We start from the raw sequence: 22152 nt of genomic DNA, 5'->3' as shown, positions 1-22152 counted from the left end.
CCGGGTCGCTGTCACGGACAGCGGCTCCGTGTCGCCGGTACGTCGGAGAAGAAAGTAGTGAGCAGGGTGTTTGGGCAGGTCAGCGCGCTAGTACAGGGCACGGGGTAATCAGCATGCACATCGTCATCATGGGATGCGGCCGCGTGGGCTCCGCGCTCGCGCAGACCCTGGAGGGCCAGGGACACTCCATCGCGGTGATCGACCAGGACCCGACCGCGTTCCGCCGCCTCGGCTCCGCCTTCGGCGGCCGCCGCGTCACCGGCGTCGGCTTCGACCAGGACACCCTCCGCGAAGCCGGCATCGAGGAGGCCGGGGCCTTCGCCGCCGTCTCCAGCGGCGACAACTCCAACATCATCGCCGCCCGTGTCGCCCGCGAGATGTTCGGCGTCGAGAACGTCGCGGCCCGGATCTACGACCCGCGCCGCGCCGAGGTCTACCAGCGCCTCGGCATCCCCACCGTCGCCACCGTCCGCTGGACCGCCGACCAGATGCTGCGCCGGCTCCTCCCCTCCGGTGCCGAACCCCTCTGGCGGGACCCCAGCGGCGGTGTCCAACTCGCCGAGGTCCACACCGCCCCCTCCTGGGTCGGCCACAAGATCAGCAAGCTGCAGGAGGAGACGGGCGTCCGCGTCGCGTTCCTCACCCGCCTGGGCGAGGCCATGTTGCCCACCTCCCAGACGGTCCTCCAGGAAGGCGACCTGGTGCACGTGATGATGCGCACCGACGAAGTCGAGAAGGTCGAGGCGGCATTCGCCCAGGGTCCCGAGGAGGCGCACGCATGAGGGTCGCCATTGCGGGCGCAGGAGCGGTCGGCCGCTCCATCGCCGGTGAACTGCTCGAAAACGGTCACGAGATCCTGCTCATCGACAAGGCGCCCACCGCCATCTCCGTCGAACGGGTCCCGCTCGCCGAATGGCTGCTCGCCGACGCCTGCGAGATCACCTCGCTCGACGAGGCCGCACTCCAGCGCTGCAACGTCGTCATCGCCGCCACCGGCGACGACAAGGTCAACCTCGTCGTCTCCCTGCTCGCCAAGACGGAGTACGGCGTGCCGCGGGTCGTCGCCCGGGTCAACAACCCCAAGAACGAGTGGCTGTTCAACGAGGCGTGGGGCGTCGACGTCGCCGTCTCCACCCCGCGGCTGATGTCCGCCCTGGTCGAAGAGGCGGTCAGCGTCGGCGACCTGGTGCGGCTGCTGCGCTTCAGCCACGGCGACGCCAACCTCGTCGAACTGACCCTCCCCCCGGAGGCCGCCCTGGCCGGCACCCGGGTCGGCGACGTCGACTGGCCCGAGGACACCTCGCTGGTGACGATCATCCGGGGCACCCGGGTCCTCACCCCCAACAAGGACGACGCCCTCGAAGCCGGCGACGAACTGCTCTTCGTCGCCGCCCAGTCCCGTGAGGAACAGTTGGAAGACCTGCTGTCGGTCCGCCGCAGCGAAGGCTGACACCGCCGGCACGGCACACGAAGGGCCCGGGAGCCATCAGCTCCCGGGCCCTTCCGTCTTGTCCGTCACCGCTCGCGCCGCAGGTCAGCGGCGGTGTCGCGGCCCCTCGTGCGGAGCGTCCGCAGCCGCCGCACCCGGCGCCGCCGACTGCCCGCGCTGCCGCTCCCGCTCGGCCTCCTCCGCCTTCTCCTGCGCCTCCATCTCCGCGAAGACGTCGATCGGCGCCGGGGCCTTCACCAGGAACATCCAGGTCAGGTACAGCGCCAACAGGAACGGCGGGATCTTCAGGGCCACCAGCACCCAGCCCAGCTGCGTGGTGTCCGCCCACCAGTACAGCGGGAACAAGATCATGCACTTGGCGAGCAGGATCAGCCCCCACGCCCAGCTGGCCTTCGCATACGCCTTCTTGCGGCCCGGATTACGCGTCCGCCACGACAGGTTCTCCTTGAACACCGGCCCCAGGATCAACCCGATCAACGGGACCCCGGCCAGCGTCGTGATGATGTACGCCAGCGCCAGACCCAGGGTGTACAGCATCCCCGGCAGGTAGAAGTCCTTGGCGTTGCCGGTCATCATCGCGAAGACCACGCCGAAGGCGACCCCGAACACCCCGCTGAAGGCGTGCTTGACGGTGTCCTTGCGCACCAACCGCACCGCGCACAACACCAGCGACACCGCCAGCGCCGCGATGGCCGACACGTGCAGGTCCTTGTTGACCGTGAAGATCGCGACGAACAGCAGACCCGGCAGCACCGTCTCCACCATGCCGCGCACGCCGCCGAACGCCTCGAACAGCGCCGCTTCCGTCACCTCCCTGCCGTCGGCGGTGGAGCCCGTACCGGACTCCAGCGGGGCACCGGCAGCCGCCGCAACGCCCGCCGGACGGTGCGGGGAAGCGGAAGCCTCAGGGTCAGTGGTCGGTCGGTCGTACGACGTCACCGGCTACTCCTGTCCGAGCGGTCGCAGTTCGTACTTGGGATTGAAGAGCACCCGGCGCCCGTGACTCAAGGAGATCCGGCCCGAGGCGATGAGCTTACGGCCCGGCTCGATGCCGACGATGGAACGGCGACCCAGCCACACCACGTCGAGCGCCGCGGAGCCGTCGAACAGCTCCGCCTCCAGCGCGGGCACACCGGCACGCGGCCGCAGCGTGACGTGCCGCAGGGTGCCGGAGACCTTCACTATCTGACGGTCGTCGCAGTCGCATATCCGCGTACACCCGGTCGCCTGCGCGTCCTCCTGCAGCTCGGCGGACTGCAGCTCCTCCTCGGAGGACGACAGCCTGTCGAGCATCCGGCGAAACCGGCCGGCCGGCTTCTCGGGTCGGGTCCCAGCACTCATAACCCCAGCGTACCGGGGCCCGCACGGCCTCCCCCGCACCCCGTACCAGCGCCCCGACGCCCGCGTTCACCCCTCGAAGCGACGCCCCGCCACCACCCCGTCCCCCCGCGCCGTCCCCCAGGACAACCCCCACGGGCAGCCGGCCCACGGCCGGTCCGCGTTCACCCCTCGAACCGATATCCCATTCCCGGCTCCGTGATGAAGTGCCGCGGGTGCGACGGGTCACCCTCCAGCTTCCGCCGCAGCTGCGCCATGTAGACGCGCAGGTAGTTGGTCTCCGTCCCGTACGACGGACCCCACACCTCCTGCAGCAACTGCTTCTGGCTGACCAACCGCCCCTGGTTGCGGACCAGCACCTCCAGCAGGTGCCACTCCGTCGGCGTCAGACGGATGTCCCGACCGCCCCGGTTGACCTTCTTCGCCGCCAGGTCGACCGTGAAGCCCTCGGTCTCCACGATCACCTCGTCGTCCGCCGGCCCGGTCGGCTCCGCCCGGCGCACGGCCGCCCGCAACCGCGCCAGCAGCTCGTCCATCCCGAACGGCTTCGTCACGTAGTCGTCGGCACCCGCGTCCAGCGCCTCCACCTTCTCGTCCGAGGTCTGCCGCGCGGACAGCACCAGGATCGGCACCCGCGACCAGCCGCGCAGCCCCTTGATGACCTCCACACCGTCCATGTCGGGCAGTCCCAGGTCCAGGACCACCACGTCGGGGTGGCGGGCCGCGGCGAGCTTCAGGGCCGTGGCCCCGTCCGGGGCCGCGTCCACCTCGTACTTGCGCGCCTTCAGGTTGATCACAAGGGCGCGAACGATCTGCGGCTCGTCATCAACCACAAGCACCCGGTTCACTGGCGTTCTCCTCGCGGTGTCGGTCGCCGACGGGAGACGCCCGCCGACCAAGTCAAGAGTGCGGCCGGTGCCGGCCGGCCGGTGCAACGGCCCGCTCCCGGACCACGGCCCCCTCCCGGGCCACGCGGCGGGACCACACCGTCACCGGAGCACGGCCGCGACCCGCCGCAGCCACGTCCACCAGGGTCCCGCCTCACGTCGTCGCCTGCGCCGGCAGATCAGGACGGACCGGCGGCAGCCCCGCGGCGGCCGGCATCGTCAGCACCATCGTCATGCCGCCCCCCGGAGTGTCCTCCGCCGCCAACGTCCCGCCGACCGCCTCCGCGAAACCACGGGCCACGGCCAACCCCAGCCCCACCCCGGCACCCCGCGGGGCATCCCCGTACCGCTGGAACGGCTCGAAGATCCGGTCCTTGGCACTGTCCGGCACCCCGGGGCCCCGGTCCGCGACCCGCAGCTCCACCCGGTCGCCGAGCGCACTGGCCGAGACCAGCACCACCTCGCCGTCCGGGCTGTACTTCACGGCGTTCTCCACCAGATTGGCCACCGACCGCTCCAGCAGCCCCGGATCCACCGCCACCATCGGCAGCTCCTCCGGGATGTCCAACGTGACGCTGCCCTCCGGGACCCCGCCCAGCGCCATCGGCACCACCTCGTCGAGGTCGATCTCCCGGATCAACGGCGTCACCGTCCCGGTCTGCAACCGGGACATGTCCAGCAGGTTCCCCACCAGATGGTCGAGCCGGTCGGCGCCCGCCTCGATGCCCTCCAGCAGCTCCGCCTCGTCCTCCTCCGACCAGGCCACGTCGTCCGACCGCAGCGACGTCACCGACGCCTTGATGCTCGCCAACGGCGTCCGCAGATCATGGCTGACGGCCGCCAGCAACGCCGTCCGGATCCGGTTGCCCTCCGCCAGCTCCCGCGCCCGCTCGGCCTCCCCCACCAACCGCTGACGATCCAGCACCACCGCGGCCTGCGCGGCGAACGCCGCCAGCACCCGACGGTCCTCCGCGGGCAACACCCGACCGGTCAACGCCAGCGCCATGTGGTCCCCCACGGGCATGTCGACGTCCGCGTCCTCCGGGCGCGCCAGCGGCGGCGTGTTGTCACCACCGCCCGCCCGACCGGCGCACGTCCACGGATCCACATCGCTGCGCCGCTCCAGCAACGCCACGGTGTCCATCCCGAACGTCTCCCGCACCCGCTCCAGCAGCGCGTCCAACGTGGTCTCGCCCCGCAGCACGCTCCCCGCCAGGAACGACAGGATCTCCGACTCCGCCCGCAACCGCGCCGCCTGGTGCGTCCGCCGGGCGGCCAGGTCCACCACCGACGCCACCGACACCGCCACCGCGAAGAAGATCGCGATCGCCACGATGTTCTTCGGGTCGCTGACCGTGAGCGTGTGGGTGGGCGGCGTGAAGTAGAAGTTCAACAACAGCGAGCCGACCGCCGCCGACGCCAACGCCGGCAACTGCCCGCCGAGCAGCGCCGCCAGCACCGTCAGGAACAGGAACAGCAGGACGTCGTTGGCCAGCCCCGGACCGTTCGACAGCTTGGTGAGGAACAGCGACAGCGACACCGGACCCGCCACGCCGACCAACCAGCCGGCGATGATCCGCGAACGCCCCAGCCGCGCCCCCCGCGCCACCGGCAGCCCCCGGCCCTTGGCGACCTCGTCGTGCGTCACGATGTGCACGTCGAGGTCCGGGCCCGACTCGCGGGCCACCGTCGCCCCCACACCCGGCCCGAACACGTACTGCCAGGTCTTGCGGCGGCTCGACCCCAGCACGATCTGGGTGGCGTTCACCCCCCGCGCGAACTCCAGCAGCGCACCCGGTATGTCGTCGCCGATGACGTGGTGGAACGTCCCGCCCAGGTCCTCCACCAACGTCCGCTGGTCGGCCAGCTCCTTCGGCGACGCCGACGTCAGCCCGTCGCTCCGCGCGATGTAGACGGCGAGCACCTCACTGCCCGAGCCCTTCGCGGCCATCCGGGCGGCCCGACGGATCAACGTCCGCCCCTCCGGACCACCGGTCAGTCCGACGACGATCCGCTCGCGCGCCTGCCAGGTCGAACGGATCGAATGCTCCGCCCGGTACTCCTGGAGGTACTCGTCCACCCGGTCGGCCACCCACAGCAGCGCCAGCTCCCGCAGCGCGGTGAGGTTGCCCGGCCGGAAGTAGTTCGACAGCGCCGCATCGACCTTGTCCGACTGGTAGATGTTGCCGTGCGCCATCCGGCGCCGGATCGCCTGCGGCGACATGTCGACCAGCTCGATCTGATCGGCCCGCCGCACGACCTCGTCCGGCACCGTCTCCCGCTGCCGCACCCCCGTTATCGACTCGACGACATCGCCGAGCGACTCCAGATGCTGGATGTTCACCGTCGAGATCACCGTGATCCCGGCTTCCAGCAACTCTTCGACGTCCTGCCACCGCTTGCCGTTGCGGGACCCCGGAACGTTGGTGTGCGCCAGCTCGTCGACCAGCGCCACCGCCGGCTTGCGCTCCAGCACCGCGTCCACGTCCATCTCGGTGAACGTCGAACCGCGGTACTCCAGCTCCCGCCGCTGCACCTGCTCCAGCCCGTGCAGCATCACTTCCGTACGGGGCCTGCCGTGGTGCTCGACGAACGCCACCACGACGTCCGTACCGCGCTCCACACGGCGATGTGCCTCGGACAGCATCGCGTACGTCTTGCCGACGCCCGGTGCCGCGCCGAGATATATCCGTAGCTTGCCGCGTGCCATGGCCCCATTGTCTTACGTGAAGGTCGCCCCCACCGGGCTTGACCTGATGCGACCCTACCGACCGTTCACCTCAAAAAACGCCCAGGTAGCGGCTTTCCGCCCGGTCTTGACGCGACTCTGATACAGGCCGCAACAGGGGGCCGATCGGGGTCACGAACCACCCTGCGACGCCTCGCCACGGCCACCCCACGGGGGTGCCGGCACGCCTCGCGGACCCCGCAGGACCGCCCCCGCCCGCACCGGCGCGCGACGCGCCGCCCGACGCCCCGCCCGACCACTCCTTGGCCCGTCCTTGACCGCGGCCCGGTCTCCGCTTGGCCGAAACAAAGCCCTCGCTCCCCACTGACGGGCCCTGCGACGATGCCTCGCATGACCCCCTCCCCCTCCCCCTCCCCTGCCGAACACCCCGTCGGCACCGCCGAGGTACGCCTCGCCCACACCGCCGACCTGAACGCCGCCACCCTCACGGCCGCCCGAATCCTGCTCTACGACGTCTTCGACGACATGACCGCCGAAGACTGGGAACACGCCCTCGGCGGCATGCACGCCCTCGTCCACGAAGACGGCGAACTCATCGGACACGCCTCCGTCGTCCAACGCCGACTGCTGCACAACGGCCGGGCCCTGCGGTGCGGCTATGTGGAGGGCGTCGGCGTCCGCGCGGACCGCCGCGGACACGGCCACGGCGCGGCCATGATGAATGCCCTGGAACGAGTGATTCACAACGCGTACGACCTCGGCGCACTCGGCGCCGCCGACGACGCCGCCACCTTCTACGCCGCCCGTGGCTGGCAACCCTGGCGCGGCCCCTCCTCGGCCCTCACCCCCCACGGCATCCACCGCACACCGGACGAGGACGGCTCCCTCTACGTACTGGTCACGTCCGCGACCTTGGACCTCGGCGGCGAGCTGACGTGCGACTGGCGTGAGGGGGATGCTTGGTGAGGGGGCTGGGTGCTTGGTGAGGGAGGGGAGCGGGGAGGGGGGCGAGGTGGGGCGCTGTCGCTCCCGGCTTCCTGGGGGGCTCCCCCGCCCCCTCCCCCGCCCCCCTCCCGTCACCCCTCCCCCGGCTCCACCCCCGCCTCCATGACCACCCCGTCGTCCAGTTCCAGGACCCGGTCGGCAAGGGTGAGGAGGGTGGTGTCGTGCGTGGCCACCAGGGCTGTCACACCCTCGCTGCGGACGACGGCGCGGAGCAGTTCCATCACCTCCAGGCCGGTTTCGGCGTCCAGTTGCCCCGTGGGCTCGTCGGCGAGGAGCAGGGCGGGGCGGTTGGCGAGGGCGCGGGCGAGGGCGACGCGCTGCTGTTGGCCGCCGGAGAGCTCGCCGGGGCGCTGGGCGGCGTGGTCGGCGAGGCCCACGAGGGACAGCAGGAGTGCGACGCGCGCTTCGCGCTCCCGCGGTGGGACCTTCCGTAGCCTCAGCGGTACTCCGACGTTCTCGGCGGCGCTGAGTATCGGTATCAGTCCGAAGGACTGGAAGACGAAGCCGATGCGGTCGCGGCGGGTGGCGAGGAGTTCGTTCTCGGTGAGGTCTGCGAGGGGCGTGCCGTCGACGGTGATCCGTCCGGAGTCGGGGGTGTCCAGGCCGCCGATGAGGTTGAGGAGGGTGGTCTTGCCGGATCCGGAACGGCCTCGGAGGGCGACCAGTTCGCCACGCGGGACGCTGCAGGTGACCCCGCGCAGGGCGTGTACGGCTCCTGCTCCGGTGCCGTAGCTGCGGTGCAGGTTTTCGACGCGGATCATCGTCGTCGTCGATGCGGCGTCGGAGACGGCGGTGCCCGTGGTCGTCGTTCCGCCGTTCGGCTCGCGCTGTCCGTTCATGGTGCGTTCCCCCGGTGTGGTCGTGCGTCGAGGCCGCTCGGCCCGTCAACTTGCTGTGTTTGAGCTCTGGTTGTCCTTTCCCGAGGGGCGGTCGGTGGTCGTTGTGCGTGTGGTGCGTGTCAGGTGCGAAACAGTATGCGGAGCGGGCGTTCGGGCCGGCAATGCCTGTGGATAACTCGTGGAACGGGCATGCCGATGGTGCGCGGTGCAGGCAAAAGGGGCGGCCCCGGGGAGGGTTGTCCCCGGGGCCGCCGGCGTGGGTGGCGGTGGTGCACCGCTCGGGTGTCTCGGTAAGTCGTCGTCCGTCACCGGTGGGCCTGCGCGAGGTCCCGGAGCGCGACGTTGAGGTCCAGGACGTTCACCCGGGGCTCTCCCATGAAGCCCAGTTGGCGTCCCTGGATCCGGTCTTCGACGAGTCGCTGGACCTGGTCGGCGGGGAGGTGGTTCTCCTTGGCGACGCGGTTGACCTGGAGGAGCGCGTACGCGGGTGAGATGTCGGGGTCGAGGCCGGAGGCGGAGGAGGTGACGGCGTCGGCCGGTACCTGTGACTGGGGGACGCCGTAGGTGGTGGCGACCCACTGCTTGCGTTCCTCGACGGCCTTGACGAGGTCGGTGTTGGTGGCTCCCAGGTTGGAGGCGCCGGAGACCTGGAGGTCGTACTGGGTGTTGACGCCGTTGGTGCGGTTGCTGCCCAGGCCGGCCGAGGGGCGGGGCTGGAAGTAGCGGAGGTCGGGGATCGGGTTGCCCTTCTTGTCGGTGCCCTTGTCGTAGCGCTGGCCGATGAGGGAGGAGCCGACGACCTTGCCGTGGGAGGTGACCTCGGAGCCGTTGGCCTTGCCGGGGAAGGCGGCCTGGGCCACGCCGGTGACCACCAGGGGGTAGATCACGCCGCAGACCACGGTCAGGACGAGCAGTGCGCGGAGGCCGGCCGTCAGCAACCGGGCGGTGTTGCGTACCGAGTTGTTCATGGCGGTCACCCGATTCCGGGGATGAGGGAGATGAGCAGGTCGATGATCTTGATGCCGATGAAGGGTGCGATGAGGCCGCCGAGGCCGTAGACGGCGAGGTTGCGGCGGAGCATCTTGTCGGCGCTGACGGGCCGGTACTGGACGCCCTTGAGGGCCAGCGGCACCAGGGCGACGATGATCAGCGCGTTGAAGATGATCGCGGAGAGGATCGCGGTCTGGGAGCTGTGCAGCCGCATGATGTTGAGGGTGTCGAGGCCGGGGTAGGCCACGGCGAACATCGCGGGGATGATCGCGAAGTACTTCGCGACGTCGTTGGCGATGGAGAACGTCGTCAGGGCGCCTCGGGTGATGAGGAGTTGCTTGCCGATCTCGACGATCTCGATGAGCTTCGTCGGGTTGGAGTCCAGGTCCACCATGTTCCCGGCCTCCTTGGCGGCCGAGGTCCCGGTGTTCATGGCGACGCCGACGTCGGCCTGCGCGAGGGCGGGGGCGTCGTTGGTGCCGTCGCCGGTCATGGCGACGAGTTTGCCGCCGGCCTGTTCGCGCTTGATGAGGGCCATCTTGTCTTCGGGGGTGGCTTCGGCGAGGAAGTCGTCGACGCCGGCCTCGTCGGCGATGGCCTTGGCGGTCAGCGGGTTGTCTCCCGTGATCATGACCGTCTTGATGCCCATCTTGCGGAGCTCGACGAAGCGTTCGCGCATGCCGTCCTTGACGACGTCCTTGAGGTGGATGACGCCGAGGACGCGGGGGCCGCGCTCGTCTTCCAGGGCGACGAGCAGGGGGGTGCCGCCGGCCTGGGAGATGGTGTCGGCGAGTTCCCGGGCGTCGTCGGTGACGTTGCCGCCGCGTTCCTGGACCCAGGCGAGGACGGATCCGGTGGCGCCCTTGCGGATCTTGCGGCCGTCGACGTCGACGCCGGACATGCGGGTCTGTGCGGTGAACGGGATCCATTCGGCGCCCGTCAACGTGTCGGCGCTGAACTCACCCTCGCGCAGTGCGTACTTCTCCTTGGCGAGTTCGACGACGGAGCGCCCTTCGGGGGTCTCGTCGGCGAGTGAGGACAGCTGCGCGGCGTCGGCGAGTTCCTCTTCGGTGGCGTCGTGGACGGGCACGAACTCGGCTGCGCGGCGGTTGCCGTAGGTGATGGTGCCGGTCTTGTCGAGCAGCAATGTCGATACATCGCCCGCCGCTTCGACGGCGCGTCCGGACATGGCGAGGACGTTGCGTTGGACGAGGCGGTCCATGCCGGCGATGCCGATGGCGGAGAGGAGCGCGCCGATGGTGGTGGGGATGAGGCACACCAGCAGGGCGAGCAGCACGATCATGGGCTGTTCGGCGCCGGCGTAGATGGCGAACGGCTGGAGGGTGACGACGGCGAGCAGGAAGACGATGGTGAGGGACGCGAGGAGGATGTTCAGCGCGATCTCGTTGGGCGTCTTCTGGCGGGCGGCGCCTTCGACGAGGTTGATCATCCGGTCGATGAAGGTCTCGCCGGGCTTCGTGGTGACCTTGATGACGATGCGGTCGGAGAGCACCTTGGTGCCACCCGTCACGGCGCAGCGGTCGCCGCCGGATTCCCGGATGACGGGGGCGGATTCACCGGTGATCGCGGATTCGTCGACCGAGGCGACGCCTTCGACGACGTCGCCGTCGCCGGGGATGACGTCGCCGGCTTCGCAGACGACGAGGTCGCCGACGCGGAGTTCGGTGCCGGGCACCTGTTCCTCGTCGGTGCCGTTGAGGCGGCGGGCGACGGTGTCGGTCTTGGCCTTGCGGAGGGTGTCGGCCTGCGCCTTGCCGCGGCCTTCGGCGACGGCTTCGGCGAGGTTGGCGAAGATGACGGTGAGCCAGAGCCAGACGGCGATGGCCCAGCCGAACCAGTCGGTGGGTGCCGCGCAGGCGAATATCGTGGTGAGGACGGAGCCGACCTCGACGACGAACATGACGGGGGATTTGATCATCACCCGCGGGTCGAGCTTGCGCAGGGCGTCGGGCAGCGACGTGAGCAGCTGCTTGGGGTCGAAGAGGCCGCCGCCCACGCGGCCGCCGCCGGGCTGCTGGCCGCCGTTGGCGTCCTGTTCTGGAGCGCGGGTCGGTGTGGCGGTGGACATGGAGCCGTGCTCCTCCGGTTTCACGGGGGCGGTCATGACAGGCCCTCCGCCAGCGGCCCGAGGGCGAGCGCCGGGAAGTAGGTCAGACCGGTGATGATCAGGATGGTGCCGACGAGCAGCCCCGCGAAGAGCGGCTTTTCGGTGCGGAGGGTGCCCGCGGTCTCGGGGACGGGCTGCTGTTCGGCGAGCGAGCCGGCGAGGGCGAGCACGAACACCATGGGGAGGAAGCGGCCGAGCAGCATGGCGAGGCCGATCGTGGTGTTGTACCAGGGGGTGTTGGCGTTGAGTCCGGCGAAGGCGGAGCCGTTGTTGTTGGCGCCGGAGGTGTAGGCGTAGAGGACTTCGGAGAAGCCGTGCGGTCCGGCGCCGAGTGCCTTGGTGTTGAGCATGGAGCCCAGGGCGTCGGGGAGCACCATGGCGGCGGCGGTGAAGCCGAGTACCAGGGTGGGCGTGATGAGGATGTAGCAGGCGGCGAGTTTGATCTGGCGGGTGCCGATCTTCTTGCCGAGGTATTCGGGGGTGCGGCCGACCATGAGACCGGCGATGAAGACGGAGATGACGGCCATGACGAGCATGCCGTAGAGGCCGGATCCGACGCCGCCGGGGGCGATTTCGCCGAGCATCATGCCGAGGAGTTGGAGGCCGCCGCCGAATGCGGTGTAGGAGGCGTGGAAGGAGTCCACGGCTCCGGTCGAGGTGAGGGTGGTGGCGACGGAGAAGATGGCGGATCCGCCGATGCCGAACCGGTCTTCCTTGCCTTCCATGGCGGCGCCGGCGGCTTGGAGCGCGGGGCCGCCGTGGGCGAATTCGGTCCACAGCATGAGTGCGGTGAAGCCGAGCCAGATGATGCCCATGGTGGCGAGGATCGCGTAGCCCTGCTTCACGTTCCCGACGAGCTTGCCGAAGGTGCGGGTGAGTGAGAAGGGGATGACGAGGATCAGGAAGATCTCGAAAAGGTTGGTGAAGGCGGTGGGGTTCTCGAAGGGGTGGGCGGAGTTGGCGTTGAAGTAGCCGCCGCCGTTGGTGCCGAGTTCCTTGATGACTTCCTGGGAGGCGACGGCGCCGCCGTTGGTCTGTTGTGCGCCGCCCATGAACTGGCCGACTTCGTGGATGCCGGCGAAGTTCTGGATGGCGCCGCAGGCGACGAGGATGAGCGCGCCGACGATGGCGAGGGGGATCAGGACGCGGATGGTGCCGCGTACGAGGTCGGCCCAGAAGTTGCCGAGTTCGCCGGTGCGGGAGCGGGCGAAGCCGCGGACGAGGGCGACGGCGACGGCCATGCCGGTGGCGGCGGAGACGAAGTTCTGTACCGCGAGGCCGGCGGTCTGGACGACGTGGCCCATGGCCTGTTCGCCGCTGTACGACTGCCAGTTGGTGTTGGCGACGAACGAGGCGGCGGTGTTGAAGGCCTGGTCGGGGCTGATGGAGGCGAATCCGAGGGAGAGCGGTAGGTGTCCCTGGAGGCGCTGGAGGAGGTAGAGGAAGAGCATCCCGGCGAGGGAGAAGGCCAGGACGCCGCGGAGGTAGGCGGGCCAGCGCATCTGGGTGTCTGCGTTGGCGCCTATGCAGCGGTAGATGACCTTCTCCACGCGCAGGTGGCGCGGGGAGCTGTAGACGGCGGCCATGTAGTCGCCGAGGGGGCGGTAGACCAGGGCGAGCGCCGCGATGAGCGCTGTGAGCTGGAGGACGCCCGCGAGAGCGGGGCTCATGTGGCCCGCTGCGGTGGCAGCTGTCGACACCTCAGAACCTCTCCGGGAAGACGAGGGCGAGGACCAGGTAGCCGAGGAGGGCGACGGCCACGATGAGGCCGACGATGTTCTCGATGGTCACAGCTTCGTCACCCCCTTGGCGACGAGAGCCACCGCGGCGAAGACCGCGAGGGTGACGACGACGAAGGCCACGTCGGCCATCGTTGCTCCTAGATGGGCAGACGGAATGGGACCCCTAGAGCAAACCGTCGTTCTTCCGTCGCTTGAACGCTGTTGACGCCTCCCTTACGGCCATTAGCGTTCCGTTGACGGTTTTCTTACGCTTCCCGACCTGACCTGCATAAACGGCGAGGGGCCGTACCCCCTGTCCGGGAGTACGGCCCCTCGTGACCGTCACGTTTGAGCCGCCGCAACGGTGTTTCTGCACTGTGCGGCCTTGCGCGGTGGGTCAGCGGATCTCGGTGATCTCCGGTCCGCGCTCCAGCCGCTCCACGCCGCCGCCGAAGCGCGACCCGCCGGCCTGGTCCTGCTGTACGCCGTCGGGCACCATCTGGGCGTCGTCGGGCAGCTTGAGGACGATCGGGTCGCGGGGCGCCATCGGGCCCTCGCCGCGGACGATGACGGTGTCCCGGAAGATGTGCTCCAGCACGCCCGCGGCCTGCGGCTGCACGGCGCCCTGCCCGGAGATCACTCCGCGCAGGAACCAGCGCGGGCCGTCGATGCCGACGAAGCGCACGACCTGGACACCGTTGGCGCCGTCCGGGAGCTGCACGGGGACCTGGGCGCGCAGTTCCCAGCCCAGCGGGCCGTCGACCTCGTCGATGACGCCGCCCTGCTGGGTGATGCCCGCGGCGATCTCCTCGCGGACCTCGCCCCAGATGCCCTCGTTCTTGGGGGCGGCGAACGCCTGGAGCTGCACGGCGCTGTCCTGGAGGACGACGGTCGCGGCGACGATCGCGTCACCGGCGACCTCGACGCGCAGTTCCATGCCCTCGACACCGGGTACGTAGAGGCCGCCGAGGTCGACCCGGCCCTGGCCGGGCTCCTTGACCTCCGACACGTCCCAGGGACCGTCGGGGCGCGGCGCGGGCGGGAGGTTGAGCCGCTGCTGCGTCGCGTCGTCCTCGCCGGTCTCCGCCTCGTCGGCGAGCGCCGCGTCCTCGGCCGGCTCTACAGGAGCCTCGTTCTTCTTGCGACGTCCGAACACGTCACTGTCCTTCCCGGTCGCGACCGACCGATGCGTATTCATTCCCGCCCGTGGAGCCGTCCACCGCCGCGTGACCGCCGGTGGATCCGAATCCCCCCTCGGCCCGCGCCGAGCCGGGAAGTTCCGCCACCTCGTGGAAGCGCACCTTCTCGACCTGCTGGACGACCAATTGGGCGATCCGGTCGTACTTCTCGAACCGCACGCTCTCGCGCGGGTCCAGATTGACCACGATCACCTTGATCTCTCCACGGTACCCGGCATCGACCGTCCCGGGGGCATTCACCAGCGCCAGTCCGCAACGGGCCGCCAGCCCGGAGCGGGGGTGCACGAACGCCGCGTAGCCGTCGGGGAGGGCGATCGACACTCCCGTGGCCAGGACGGTGCGCTCGCCGGGTGCCAGTTCGGCGGCCTCGGTGGTCACCAGGTCGACGCCGGCGTCGCCCGGGTGCGCGTAGGACGGGACGGGGACGTCGGGGTCGAGCCGGCGCAGCAGCACGTCGACCGGATTCCGCAGCTGACTCACGGGTTCACCTCGAAGGCACGCACGCGCTTGACCTGGTCCGGGTCGGCCAGCACCGACTCGATCTCCGCGGTCCTTCCGTTGTCGATGAAGTGGTCGACCTTGACCTCGATGAACACGGCGCGGGCGCGGACCGCCTCCGGGCCGTCGGGCCCGCCTATCCGGCCCATCGCGGTCGAGTAGATCTTCCGGCCGTGCACGGCGGTGACCTGCGCTTCCAGGTGCAGCACCGTGCCCAGCGGCACCGGCGTGACGAAGTCGGTCTCCAGTCGCCCGGTCACCGCGATCACCCGCAGCAGCCAGTTCAGCGAGCCGAGCGTCTCGTCGAGCGCGGTGGCCAGCACCCCGCCGTGCGCCAGGCCGGGGGCGCCCTGGTGGGCCTCCTTGACGGTGAACTCGGCGGTGACGCTCACGCCGTCGCCGGCCCGGGCTTCCAGGTGCAGCCCGTGGGGCTGGCCCGTGCCGCAGCCGAAGCACCGTTCGTAGTGCGCGCCGAGCAGTTCTCCGGGGGCCGGCGCGTCCGGGTGCCGGACCGGGGCCGTGGCGTCCGCGGGTGGCGTCAGCCGCGTCCTGGGTTGGTCAGTTCCACTCACGAGTGCAGACCCTACCCGCGCGGATAAGGGCCGAGTGCCGCCGTGCCAAGCTGGGGGCATGCAGTCGTACGAAGAACGTCTCACCGCACCCCGCTCCTGGTGGGTGATCGCCGCGCTCATCGGCATCGCCTGTGCCCTGATGCTGCTCCCCCTGGGGACGCTCCCGATGCTCGGCGGGCTGATCGGCGGCGCGGCGCTGTCCGCGGTGGCGGTGAGCTCGTACGGCTCGGTGCGGATCCGGGTGGTGGGCGGTGCGCTGATCGCGGGGGAGGCGAAGATCCCGGTGTCGGCGCTGGGTGAGGCGCAGGCACTGGACGCGGCGGAGGCCATGGCCTGGCGGACGCACAAGGCCGATGCGCGCGCGTTCATGCTGCTGCGGAGCTACGTGCCGACGGCGGTGCGGGTGGAGATCAGCGATCCCGAGGACCCGACGCCGTACGCCTACTTGTCGACGCGCGAGCCGGAGCGGCTGGTGGCGGCCTTGTCGTCGGCGTCGTCGGCGTCGTCGGCGCCATCGGCGCGCGGCTGACCGCTCAAGGCGCCGGGAAGGGTGTCCCAGGAGATCTGGCGGCGCCGGAGGTCCACGCGGATCTTGTCGGCGAGTTTCCTGGTGTCGCGGCGGTTGAGGAACGCACCGACCACGGCGCCGACCAGGAACGGCGTGAGGTTGGGCAGGTTGCGCAGCGTGCGCTTCATGATCTGCTGGCGTAGTTCGCGCCTCATCGGACCGCCGAGCGCGACGTTCAGCGAGGCGGGTTTGGCGATGTCGATGCCGCGTTCCTGGGTCCAGGACGTCAGGTAGGCGGTGGCGCGCTGGGTGCGGTTCCCAGGGGGCCGCAGGCCGTAGACCTCGTGAAGTTCGGCGATCAGTTTGATCTCCACCGAGGCGACGCCCGCCACCTCGGCCGCGAGTTCGGCGGGCATGGCCGGCGGGGCGGGCAGCATGGCGGCCGCCCCGACGCCGGCGCCCACCGTGGCGGTCCCCGTGCAGGCACCCGCCACCAGCTTGTCGGCGAGCTCCTCGGCGGTCAGTCCGGGGAAGTGCGCACGCAGGGTGGCGAGGTCGCGCACCGGGATCCTGGGGGCGGTGGCGATGATCCGGTCGGCGATCGCGCCGAGCGCGGACCGTACGCCGTCGCGGCCCTTCCTGGCGCCGCGGACGGCCGCGTCCGCGAGCGCGGCCGGGCGGCCACGCCGCTGGGGTGCACCGGCCGGCCGTTCCTCGGGGAGGGCGTTCGGGTCGGCGGGCACGGGCGCGGTTTCTTCGCGTGATCGTGCGCCTGCCGCCGGACCGTAGCCGCCCTTGCGGCCCTTACGGAACGGGTTCACGCCTGGCACGGCGTAACCGGTCAGGCCGCGCAGTCGCGGCAGATCGGGTTGCCGTTCTTGTCCTCGGCAGCCAGCTGGCTGCGGTGGTGGACCAGGAAGCAACTCATGCAGGTGAACTCGTCCTGCTGCTTGGGCAGGACGCGGACCGCGAGTTCCTCGTTGGACAGGTCGGCGCCGGGGAGTTCCAGGCCCTCGGCCTGCTCGAACTCGTCGACGTCGACGGCCGAGGCGGACTTGTCGTTCCGCCGCGACTTCAGTTCTTCGATGCTGTCCTCGTTGAGGTCGTCATCGGTCTTGCGTGGAGTGTCGTAATCCGTAGCCATTTGTCGCTCTCCCCCTCTGGGTGTCTGCGGTGTCTCAGCGCTCGTAACGCGTGAGAGGCCGGACTTGTGCCCGACCTGAGGCGGAGATTTTGCCTCACATCAAGGTCTGTTACTCAATCGACACCCAACCGCACCCCTGAAGAGGTGATCGGTTTGGATGGCGATCAGGACCGTACACGGTCCGAATGTCGCACCTCGCGCAGCCCATCACGTGTACTTCCCGTGATCAGGGCCTTGGGAAACCCGGATTTTCCCGGCTTTCCACCAGGCATTTCGATCACGGAGGGTAGATGGCCGGAAAGGGGCCCCTGTGAGGGATCACACACGATCAAGGCGGCGGGCGGACCCGCCGAATTCAGCGCAAAGCGAACTCGGCGAAGGATCCCCGGAGACCCCCCGTCCCGTCAAACCGAAAGGCCGGACGGGAACGGACGGGATCGAGGTGTACGGCCGACGTGCGGGCGACCGTACGCGTCGGTAGCCCGGAACCCTCCGGCCACCCCTGCGACGTCTCCAGCAGCCGCACAGGGGCCGCGACGGGGGTGTCAGAGGGGGAGCACCACGCGCATGTCCAGGCCGCCGCCCTCGCGGGGTTGGGCGGTGATGGTGCCGTCGTGGGCGCGGGCCACGGAGCGGACGATGGACAGGCCCAGGCCGACGCCCTTGTCGCTGCCGGTCCGCTCGGTGCGCAGCCGCCGGAACGGCTCGAAGAGGTTCTCCACCTCATACGCCGGCACCACCGGACCCGTATTGGACACCACCAGCACCGCGCACCCCGGGTGCGGCTCGGTGGTCACCTCCACCCAGCCCCCCTCCGGCACGTTGTACCGCACCGCGTTCTGCACCAGATTCAACGCGATCCGCTCCAACAACACCCCGTTGCCCTGCACGAACACCTGCTGACGCACCCCACGCAGCTCCACCCCCTTGGCCTGCGCCTCCTCCCGCGTCTGATCCACCGCCTGCGACGCCACCTCCGACAGATCCACCGGACGCTTGTCCACGATCTTGTTCTCACTGCGCGCCAGCAGCAGCAACCCCTCCACCAACTGCTCACTGCGCTCATTGGTCGCCAACAACGTCTTCCCCAGCTGCTGCACCTCCGCCGACGCCGCCGGATCGGCCAGCTGCACCTCCAACAACGTCCGATTGATCGCCAACGGCGTCCGCAACTCATGCGACGCGTTCGACACGAACCGCCGCTGCGACTCAAACGCCCGGTCCAACCGGTCCAACATCTCGTCGAAGGTGTCCGCCAACTCCTTCAACTCGTCATCCGGACCCCCCAATTCGATCCGCCGGTGCAGATCCGACCCCGCCACCCGCTGCGCGGTCCGCGTGATCCGCCCCAACGGCGACAACACCCGCCCCGCCATCGCATAACCGAACGCGAACGCCACGATCGTCAAACCCAACAACGCCAGCAGCGACCGGTTGAGGAGGTTGTTGAGGGCCACCGCCCGCTGATGCATCAGGCAGTTGTTGACCGCCTCCTGGAGCAGCGCCCCGGAGGTCTCGGTGGGCAGGTCGCAGATGTCGCTGGTGGACTGGAACTTCCCGCCGAGGATCTTCAACGGCAGGGCGCTGCCGTCGTGCAGGGCGGCCGCGGCGAGCATGTAGATGATCGTGAGCAGCACGATGCCGGCCATCAGGAACATGCCGCCGTAGAGCAGCGTGAGCCGTATCCGGATCGTGGGGCGCAGCCAGGGGAAGGGCCGCACGTTGACCGGTTTCGGGTCCCAGGCGGGCTTGGGCGGGACCGGAGGCGGCGGTGCGGCCTTGGAACTGGAGAAGGAGGGCAGGGAGGGCATCGGCGGTCAGATCCGGTATCCCGAGCCGGGCACGGTGACGATCACCGCGGGCTCGCCGAGCTTGCGGCGCAGCGTCATGACCGTGACCCGGACGACGTTGGTGAACGGGTCGGTGTTCTCGTCCCAGGCCTTCTCCAGGAGCTGCTCGGCCGAGACGACGGTGCCCTCACTGCGCATGAGGACCTCCAGGACCGCGAACTCCTTGGGGGCGAGCTGGACCTCCCGGCCGTCGCGGAAGACCTCGCGGCGGTTGGGGTCGAGCTTGATCCCGGCGCGCTCCAGGACGGGCGGCAGGGCCACCGTGGTCCGGCGGCCCAGGGCGCGGACCCGGGCGGTCAGCTCGGTGAACGCGAACGGCTTGGGCAGGTAGTCGTCCGCGCCGATCTCCAGGCCCTCGACGCGGTCGCTGACGTCACCGGAGGCGGTGAGCATCAGGACGCGGGTGGGCATGCCCAGCTCCACGAGTTTGCGGCAGACGTCGTCGCCGTGGACCAGCGGCAGGTCGCGGTCGAGGACCACCACGTCGTAGTCGTTGACCGCGATCCGTTCCAGCGCGGCGGCGCCGTCGTAGACCACGTCGACGGCCATGGCCTCCCGGCGCAGTCCGGTGGCCACAGCATCGGCGAGCAGCTGCTCGTCCTCGACGACGAGAACACGCACGTCGCAGTCCTTCCTTACGGCCCGCGATGAGCAGGGCACAACAACGTTCAGAGCCCTTCCATCCTGCCCCGAAGAGTCATAAACCGGCGGTAAGAGGGGTGGAGGAAGGGGTCAGGGGCGGCTGCGGCCCGGATTCCCGGACCGGTTGAGGTTTCCCTGAGCGTGCGCGTGGGGAGGACGACTGCACACCCGCGATCACGCCCTGTATCGGCGTCTTGCCACGCTCCGTTTCCCTCGCAGGGACCACGCCGTGATCGACCCACCCGTCGGCACACCCCCGTGCCCACCGACCCACGACGAGGGGGCGCACCATGGACGCGTTCACCGCAGGTATTTTGCAGCGCATACGGAACACCGAAGCCGATCTGGTCCGGGCCCGCGAGTCGGGTGACGAGCTCCTTGCCGAGGTTGAGCTGGCAGAGCTTGAGGACTTGCAGCGCCTGGCGACCGAGCACGGCGTGCGGTACACCGTCAGCGCCTGATCCGGCCCGCCGAGGACGGCGGCTGCGCCCCGGCACCAGGGGAAGGTGCCGGGGCGCAGCCATGTCCGCACCCGGTGCGGGCCGGTCAGTCGTGCCAGGCGCCGAGGTCGTCCAGCAACGGCTGGAGTGCGCCGAAGACGCCCGGGGAGGCGGCGACGGTCAGTTCATGGGCGGCGGGGAGGCCGGGGCGGCCACCGGTGAGCGCGCCGGCCTCGTCGGCGATGAGGACGCCGGCCGCGTGGTCCCAGGGGTTCAGGCCGCGCTCGTAGTAGCCGTCGAGGCGGCCGCAGGCCACGTCGCACAGGTCGATGGCGGCCGAGCCGCCGCGGCGGATGTCGCGGACCTGCGGCAGCAGGGCGCGGACGACCTCGGCCTGGGCGGCGCGCCGCTCGGTGAGGTAGCCGAAGCCGGTGGCGATCAGGGCCTGCGGGAGCGGCGGGGCGGGCCGGTGGCGGATCGGCTCGCCGTTGAGGTGGGCGCCGCGGCCGCGGACGGCCTGGAAGGTCTCGCCCCGCATCGGGACGGCGACGACGCCGACGACCGTCTCGCCGTCCTGCTCCGCGGCGATGGACACCGCCCAGGAGGGCAACCCGTAGAGGTAGTTGACGGTGCCGTCCACGGGGTCGATGACCCAGCGCACGCCACTGGTGCCGGGGCTGCCGGCGCCCTCCTCCCCCAGGAAGCCGTCGGCGGGACGGTGCTCCCCGATGAAGTCGGTGATCAGCTTCTCGGAGGCGAGGTCCATCTCGGTGACGACGTCGATGGGGCTGCTCTTGGTGGCGGCCACCCCCAGGTCGGCGGGGCGGCCGTCGCGCAGCAGGGTCGCGGCGCGGTGCGCGGCCTCCAGGGCCAGTTCGAGGAGTTCGTCGTGGAGGGGGTCGGGGTGCTGCGGGTCGGGCACGGTGCTCCTTGCTCGGACGAGCGGTGGTCGGGGGCTCAGGCGGGGGTCTGGACCGTGGGGCCGGTCCAGTCCGCGCCGGCGGCGGCCGGACGGGCGGCGCGGGCCGGGCAGCAGCCGAGGGGGCACAGGTCGTGCGAGGCGCCGAGGGCGCCCAGGGCACACCGTTCGGGGGTGGTGCCCCGTTCGGCGGCAGCGCGCTCCAGGAGGAGGTCGCGGACGGCGGCTGCGAACCGGGGGTCGGCGCCGACGGTGGCGGAGCGGGCGACCGGCAGTCCCAGTTCGGCGGCCTTGGCGGTGGCCTCGGTGTCGAGGTCGTACTTGACCTCCATGTGGTCCGAGACGAAGCCGATGGGGGCCATGACGACGGCCGGGACGCCGGCGCCGTGCAGTTCCTCCAGGTGGTCGCAGATGTCGGGTTCCAGCCAGGGGATGTGCGGCGCGCCGCTGCGGGACTGGTAGACGAGCTGCCAGGGGTGGTCGATGCCGGTCTCGTCCCGTACGGCGTCGGCGATGACCCGGGCGACGTCCAGGTGCTGGGCGACGTAGGCGCCGCCGGTGCCGTCGTCGGTGTGGTCCTCGGGGGTGCCGGAGGTGTCGGCGGCCGCGGTCGGGATGGAGTGCGTGGTGAAGGCGATGTGGGCGCCGGCGCGGGCCTCCTCGGGGAGTCCGGCGAGGGAGGCGAGGACGCCGTCGACCATGGGCCGGATGAAGCCGGGGTGGTTGAAGTAGTGGCGCACCTTGTCGACCTGCGGGACGTCCAGGCCCTCGGCCTGGAGGGTGGCGAGCGCGTCGGCGAGGTTCTCGCGGTACTGGCGGCAGCCGGAGTACGAGGCGTAGGCGCTGGTGGCGAGGACGGCGATGCGGCGGTGGCCGTCGGTGACCATGGTGCGCAGGGTGTCGGTCAGGTAGGGCGCCCAGTTGCGGTTGCCCCAGTAGACCGGCAGGTCGAGGCCGTGGTCGGCGAAGTCCTTGCGGAGTGCGTCGAGGAGCTCGCGGTTCTGGGCGTTGATCGGGCTGACGCCGCCGAACAGGAAGTAGTGCTGGCCCACCTCCTTGAGGCGCTCGCGGGGGATGCCGCGGCCGCGGGTGACGTTCTCCAGGAACGGCACGACGTCGTCGGGGCCTTCGGGGCCTCCGAAGGACAGCAGCAGCAGGGCGTCATAGGGGCGGGGGTCGCACTGTTCTGGCATGCCTCCGATCCTCCCACCCCCCGGGCGGTCGCGAGGGGTCAGGCCCCGGTTGGGCGGGCCGGAACCGGGGCGGAAACCGGGAGGCGCCGGACGCCCCGCCACCCGTAAGCTGTATCGGCCACAGACATTCCTTACCGACT

23 protein-coding genes are annotated in these 22152 nt (G+C 70.4%); 5 read left to right on the top strand and 18 right to left on the bottom strand.

Annotated features, from left to right (window positions below; genetic code table 11):
- Positions 1-113: 113 nt before the first annotated feature.
- Together ACLJT4_RS38020 and ACLJT4_RS38015 are read left to right on the top strand one after the other, a co-directional pair.
- Positions 114-782 (top strand): potassium channel family protein, encoded by a 669-nt coding sequence (locus tag ACLJT4_RS38020; RefSeq protein ID WP_016574662.1) that lies wholly within the window; start codon positions 114-116, stop codon positions 780-782.
- The gene (locus ACLJT4_RS38015) at positions 779-1450 is read left to right on the top strand and encodes a potassium channel family protein (protein ID WP_016574661.1); all 672 of its coding nucleotides are present in this window, start codon (positions 779-781) and stop codon (positions 1448-1450) included. Before ACLJT4_RS38020 ends, ACLJT4_RS38015 begins: the two co-directional genes overlap by 4 nt.
- A gap of 84 nt (positions 1451-1534) precedes the next feature.
- Here ACLJT4_RS38015 and ACLJT4_RS38010 read toward each other — a convergent pair whose 3' ends face one another.
- From ACLJT4_RS38010 to ACLJT4_RS37995, 4 genes are all read right to left on the bottom strand, one after another.
- Positions 1535-2389, bottom strand: a complete 855-nt coding sequence (locus ACLJT4_RS38010; RefSeq protein ID WP_411129604.1) for a DUF3159 domain-containing protein — start codon at positions 2387-2389, stop codon at positions 1535-1537.
- Between the two features lie 3 nt (positions 2390-2392).
- Complete coding sequence (locus ACLJT4_RS38005; RefSeq protein WP_052286700.1) at positions 2393-2791, bottom strand: OB-fold nucleic acid binding domain-containing protein; 399 nt, start codon at positions 2789-2791, stop codon at positions 2393-2395.
- A gap of 161 nt (positions 2792-2952) precedes the next feature.
- The gene (locus ACLJT4_RS38000; protein ID WP_016570936.1) at positions 2953-3636 is read right to left on the bottom strand and encodes a response regulator; all 684 of its coding nucleotides are present in this window, start codon (positions 3634-3636) and stop codon (positions 2953-2955) included.
- A gap of 193 nt (positions 3637-3829) precedes the next feature.
- Complete coding sequence (locus ACLJT4_RS37995; RefSeq protein WP_016570935.1) at positions 3830-6385, bottom strand: sensor histidine kinase; 2556 nt, start codon at positions 6383-6385, stop codon at positions 3830-3832.
- Positions 6386-6754: 369 nt separating this feature from the next.
- Here ACLJT4_RS37995 and ACLJT4_RS37990 point away from each other — a divergent pair, with 369 nt between their 5' ends.
- Positions 6755-7330 carry a GNAT family N-acetyltransferase gene (locus ACLJT4_RS37990; RefSeq protein ID WP_411129601.1) on the top strand — a complete coding sequence of 192 codons (576 nt, stop codon included), beginning with the start codon at positions 6755-6757 and terminating at the stop codon, positions 7328-7330.
- 110 nt (positions 7331-7440) lie between these two features.
- On the opposite strand, the gene ACLJT4_RS37985 is transcribed toward ACLJT4_RS37990, so the two are convergent.
- The 8 genes from ACLJT4_RS37985 to ACLJT4_RS37950 form a co-directional block, all read right to left on the bottom strand.
- On the bottom strand, positions 7441-8130 hold the full coding sequence (locus tag ACLJT4_RS37985) for an ABC transporter ATP-binding protein (protein WP_411129615.1): 690 nt from the start codon (positions 8128-8130) through the stop codon (positions 7441-7443).
- Between the two features lie 383 nt (positions 8131-8513).
- Positions 8514-9176 (bottom strand): potassium-transporting ATPase subunit KdpC, encoded by a 663-nt coding sequence (gene kdpC / locus ACLJT4_RS37980; RefSeq protein WP_411129599.1) that lies wholly within the window; start codon positions 9174-9176, stop codon positions 8514-8516.
- A 5-nt stretch (positions 9177-9181) separates the two neighbouring features.
- Positions 9182-11287 (bottom strand): potassium-transporting ATPase subunit KdpB, encoded by a 2106-nt coding sequence (gene kdpB, locus ACLJT4_RS37975; RefSeq protein ID WP_016575739.1) that lies wholly within the window; start codon positions 11285-11287, stop codon positions 9182-9184.
- A 32-nt stretch (positions 11288-11319) separates the two neighbouring features.
- On the bottom strand, positions 11320-12996 hold the full coding sequence (gene kdpA / locus ACLJT4_RS37970) for a potassium-transporting ATPase subunit KdpA (RefSeq protein WP_016575740.1): 1677 nt from the start codon (positions 12994-12996) through the stop codon (positions 11320-11322).
- A 31-nt stretch (positions 12997-13027) separates the two neighbouring features.
- Complete coding sequence (gene kdpF / locus ACLJT4_RS37965) at positions 13028-13117, bottom strand: K(+)-transporting ATPase subunit F (protein ID WP_016575741.1); 90 nt, start codon at positions 13115-13117, stop codon at positions 13028-13030.
- Between the two features lie 327 nt (positions 13118-13444).
- Entirely contained in the window at positions 13445-14203 is a 759-nt protein-coding gene (locus ACLJT4_RS37960) for a DUF3710 domain-containing protein (RefSeq protein ID WP_016575742.1), read from the bottom strand.
- Position 14204: 1 nt separating this feature from the next.
- Positions 14205-14717: a dUTP diphosphatase gene (gene dut / locus ACLJT4_RS37955; RefSeq protein ID WP_174505053.1), complete on the bottom strand. Its 513-nt coding sequence runs from the start codon at positions 14715-14717 to the stop codon at positions 14205-14207.
- A gap of 5 nt (positions 14718-14722) precedes the next feature.
- Positions 14723-15316 carry a PaaI family thioesterase gene (locus tag ACLJT4_RS37950; RefSeq protein WP_411129596.1) on the bottom strand — a complete coding sequence of 198 codons (594 nt, stop codon included), beginning with the start codon at positions 15314-15316 and terminating at the stop codon, positions 14723-14725.
- 58 nt (positions 15317-15374) lie between these two features.
- Between ACLJT4_RS37950 and ACLJT4_RS37945 the strand changes: the two genes are divergently transcribed.
- Positions 15375-15845, top strand: coding sequence for a DUF3093 domain-containing protein (locus ACLJT4_RS37945; protein ID WP_411129594.1), 471 nt, complete (start codon positions 15375-15377; stop codon positions 15843-15845).
- Here ACLJT4_RS37945 and ACLJT4_RS37940 read toward each other — a convergent pair.
- The 4 genes from ACLJT4_RS37940 to ACLJT4_RS37925 form a co-directional block, all read right to left on the bottom strand.
- Complete coding sequence (locus tag ACLJT4_RS37940; RefSeq protein WP_411129592.1) at positions 15758-16654, bottom strand: hypothetical protein; 897 nt, start codon at positions 16652-16654, stop codon at positions 15758-15760. The genes ACLJT4_RS37945 and ACLJT4_RS37940 overlap by 88 nt on opposite strands.
- Before the next feature lie 11 nt (positions 16655-16665).
- Positions 16666-16968, bottom strand: a complete 303-nt coding sequence (locus tag ACLJT4_RS37935) for a DUF4193 domain-containing protein (RefSeq protein WP_016575747.1) — start codon at positions 16966-16968, stop codon at positions 16666-16668.
- 545 nt (positions 16969-17513) lie between these two features.
- Entirely contained in the window at positions 17514-18779 is a 1266-nt protein-coding gene (locus ACLJT4_RS37930; RefSeq protein ID WP_411129589.1) for a sensor histidine kinase, read from the bottom strand.
- A gap of 6 nt (positions 18780-18785) precedes the next feature.
- Positions 18786-19439 carry a response regulator transcription factor gene (locus ACLJT4_RS37925; RefSeq protein WP_016576171.1) on the bottom strand — a complete coding sequence of 218 codons (654 nt, stop codon included), beginning with the start codon at positions 19437-19439 and terminating at the stop codon, positions 18786-18788.
- Positions 19440-19750: 311 nt separating this feature from the next.
- On the opposite strand from ACLJT4_RS37925, the gene ACLJT4_RS37920 reads away from it, so the two are divergent.
- The gene (locus ACLJT4_RS37920) at positions 19751-19921 is read left to right on the top strand and encodes a hypothetical protein (RefSeq protein ID WP_016576170.1); all 171 of its coding nucleotides are present in this window, start codon (positions 19751-19753) and stop codon (positions 19919-19921) included.
- Between the two features lie 85 nt (positions 19922-20006).
- Here ACLJT4_RS37920 and ACLJT4_RS37915 read toward each other — a convergent pair whose 3' ends face one another.
- On the bottom strand, positions 20007-20822 hold the full coding sequence (locus ACLJT4_RS37915) for an inositol monophosphatase family protein (protein WP_411129586.1): 816 nt from the start codon (positions 20820-20822) through the stop codon (positions 20007-20009).
- A 35-nt stretch (positions 20823-20857) separates the two neighbouring features.
- Positions 20858-22012: a ferrochelatase gene (locus ACLJT4_RS37910; RefSeq protein WP_411129584.1), complete on the bottom strand. Its 1155-nt coding sequence runs from the start codon at positions 22010-22012 to the stop codon at positions 20858-20860.
- Positions 22013-22152 lie beyond the last annotated feature (140 nt).

Source organism: Streptomyces sp. x-19, assembly GCF_046549115.1.
Lineage (GTDB): Bacteria > Actinomycetota > Actinomycetes > Streptomycetales > Streptomycetaceae > Streptomyces > Streptomyces albulus_C.
Note: the sequence above shows the minus strand (reverse complement) of the source record. Positions and strands in the feature narration are given on the sequence as shown.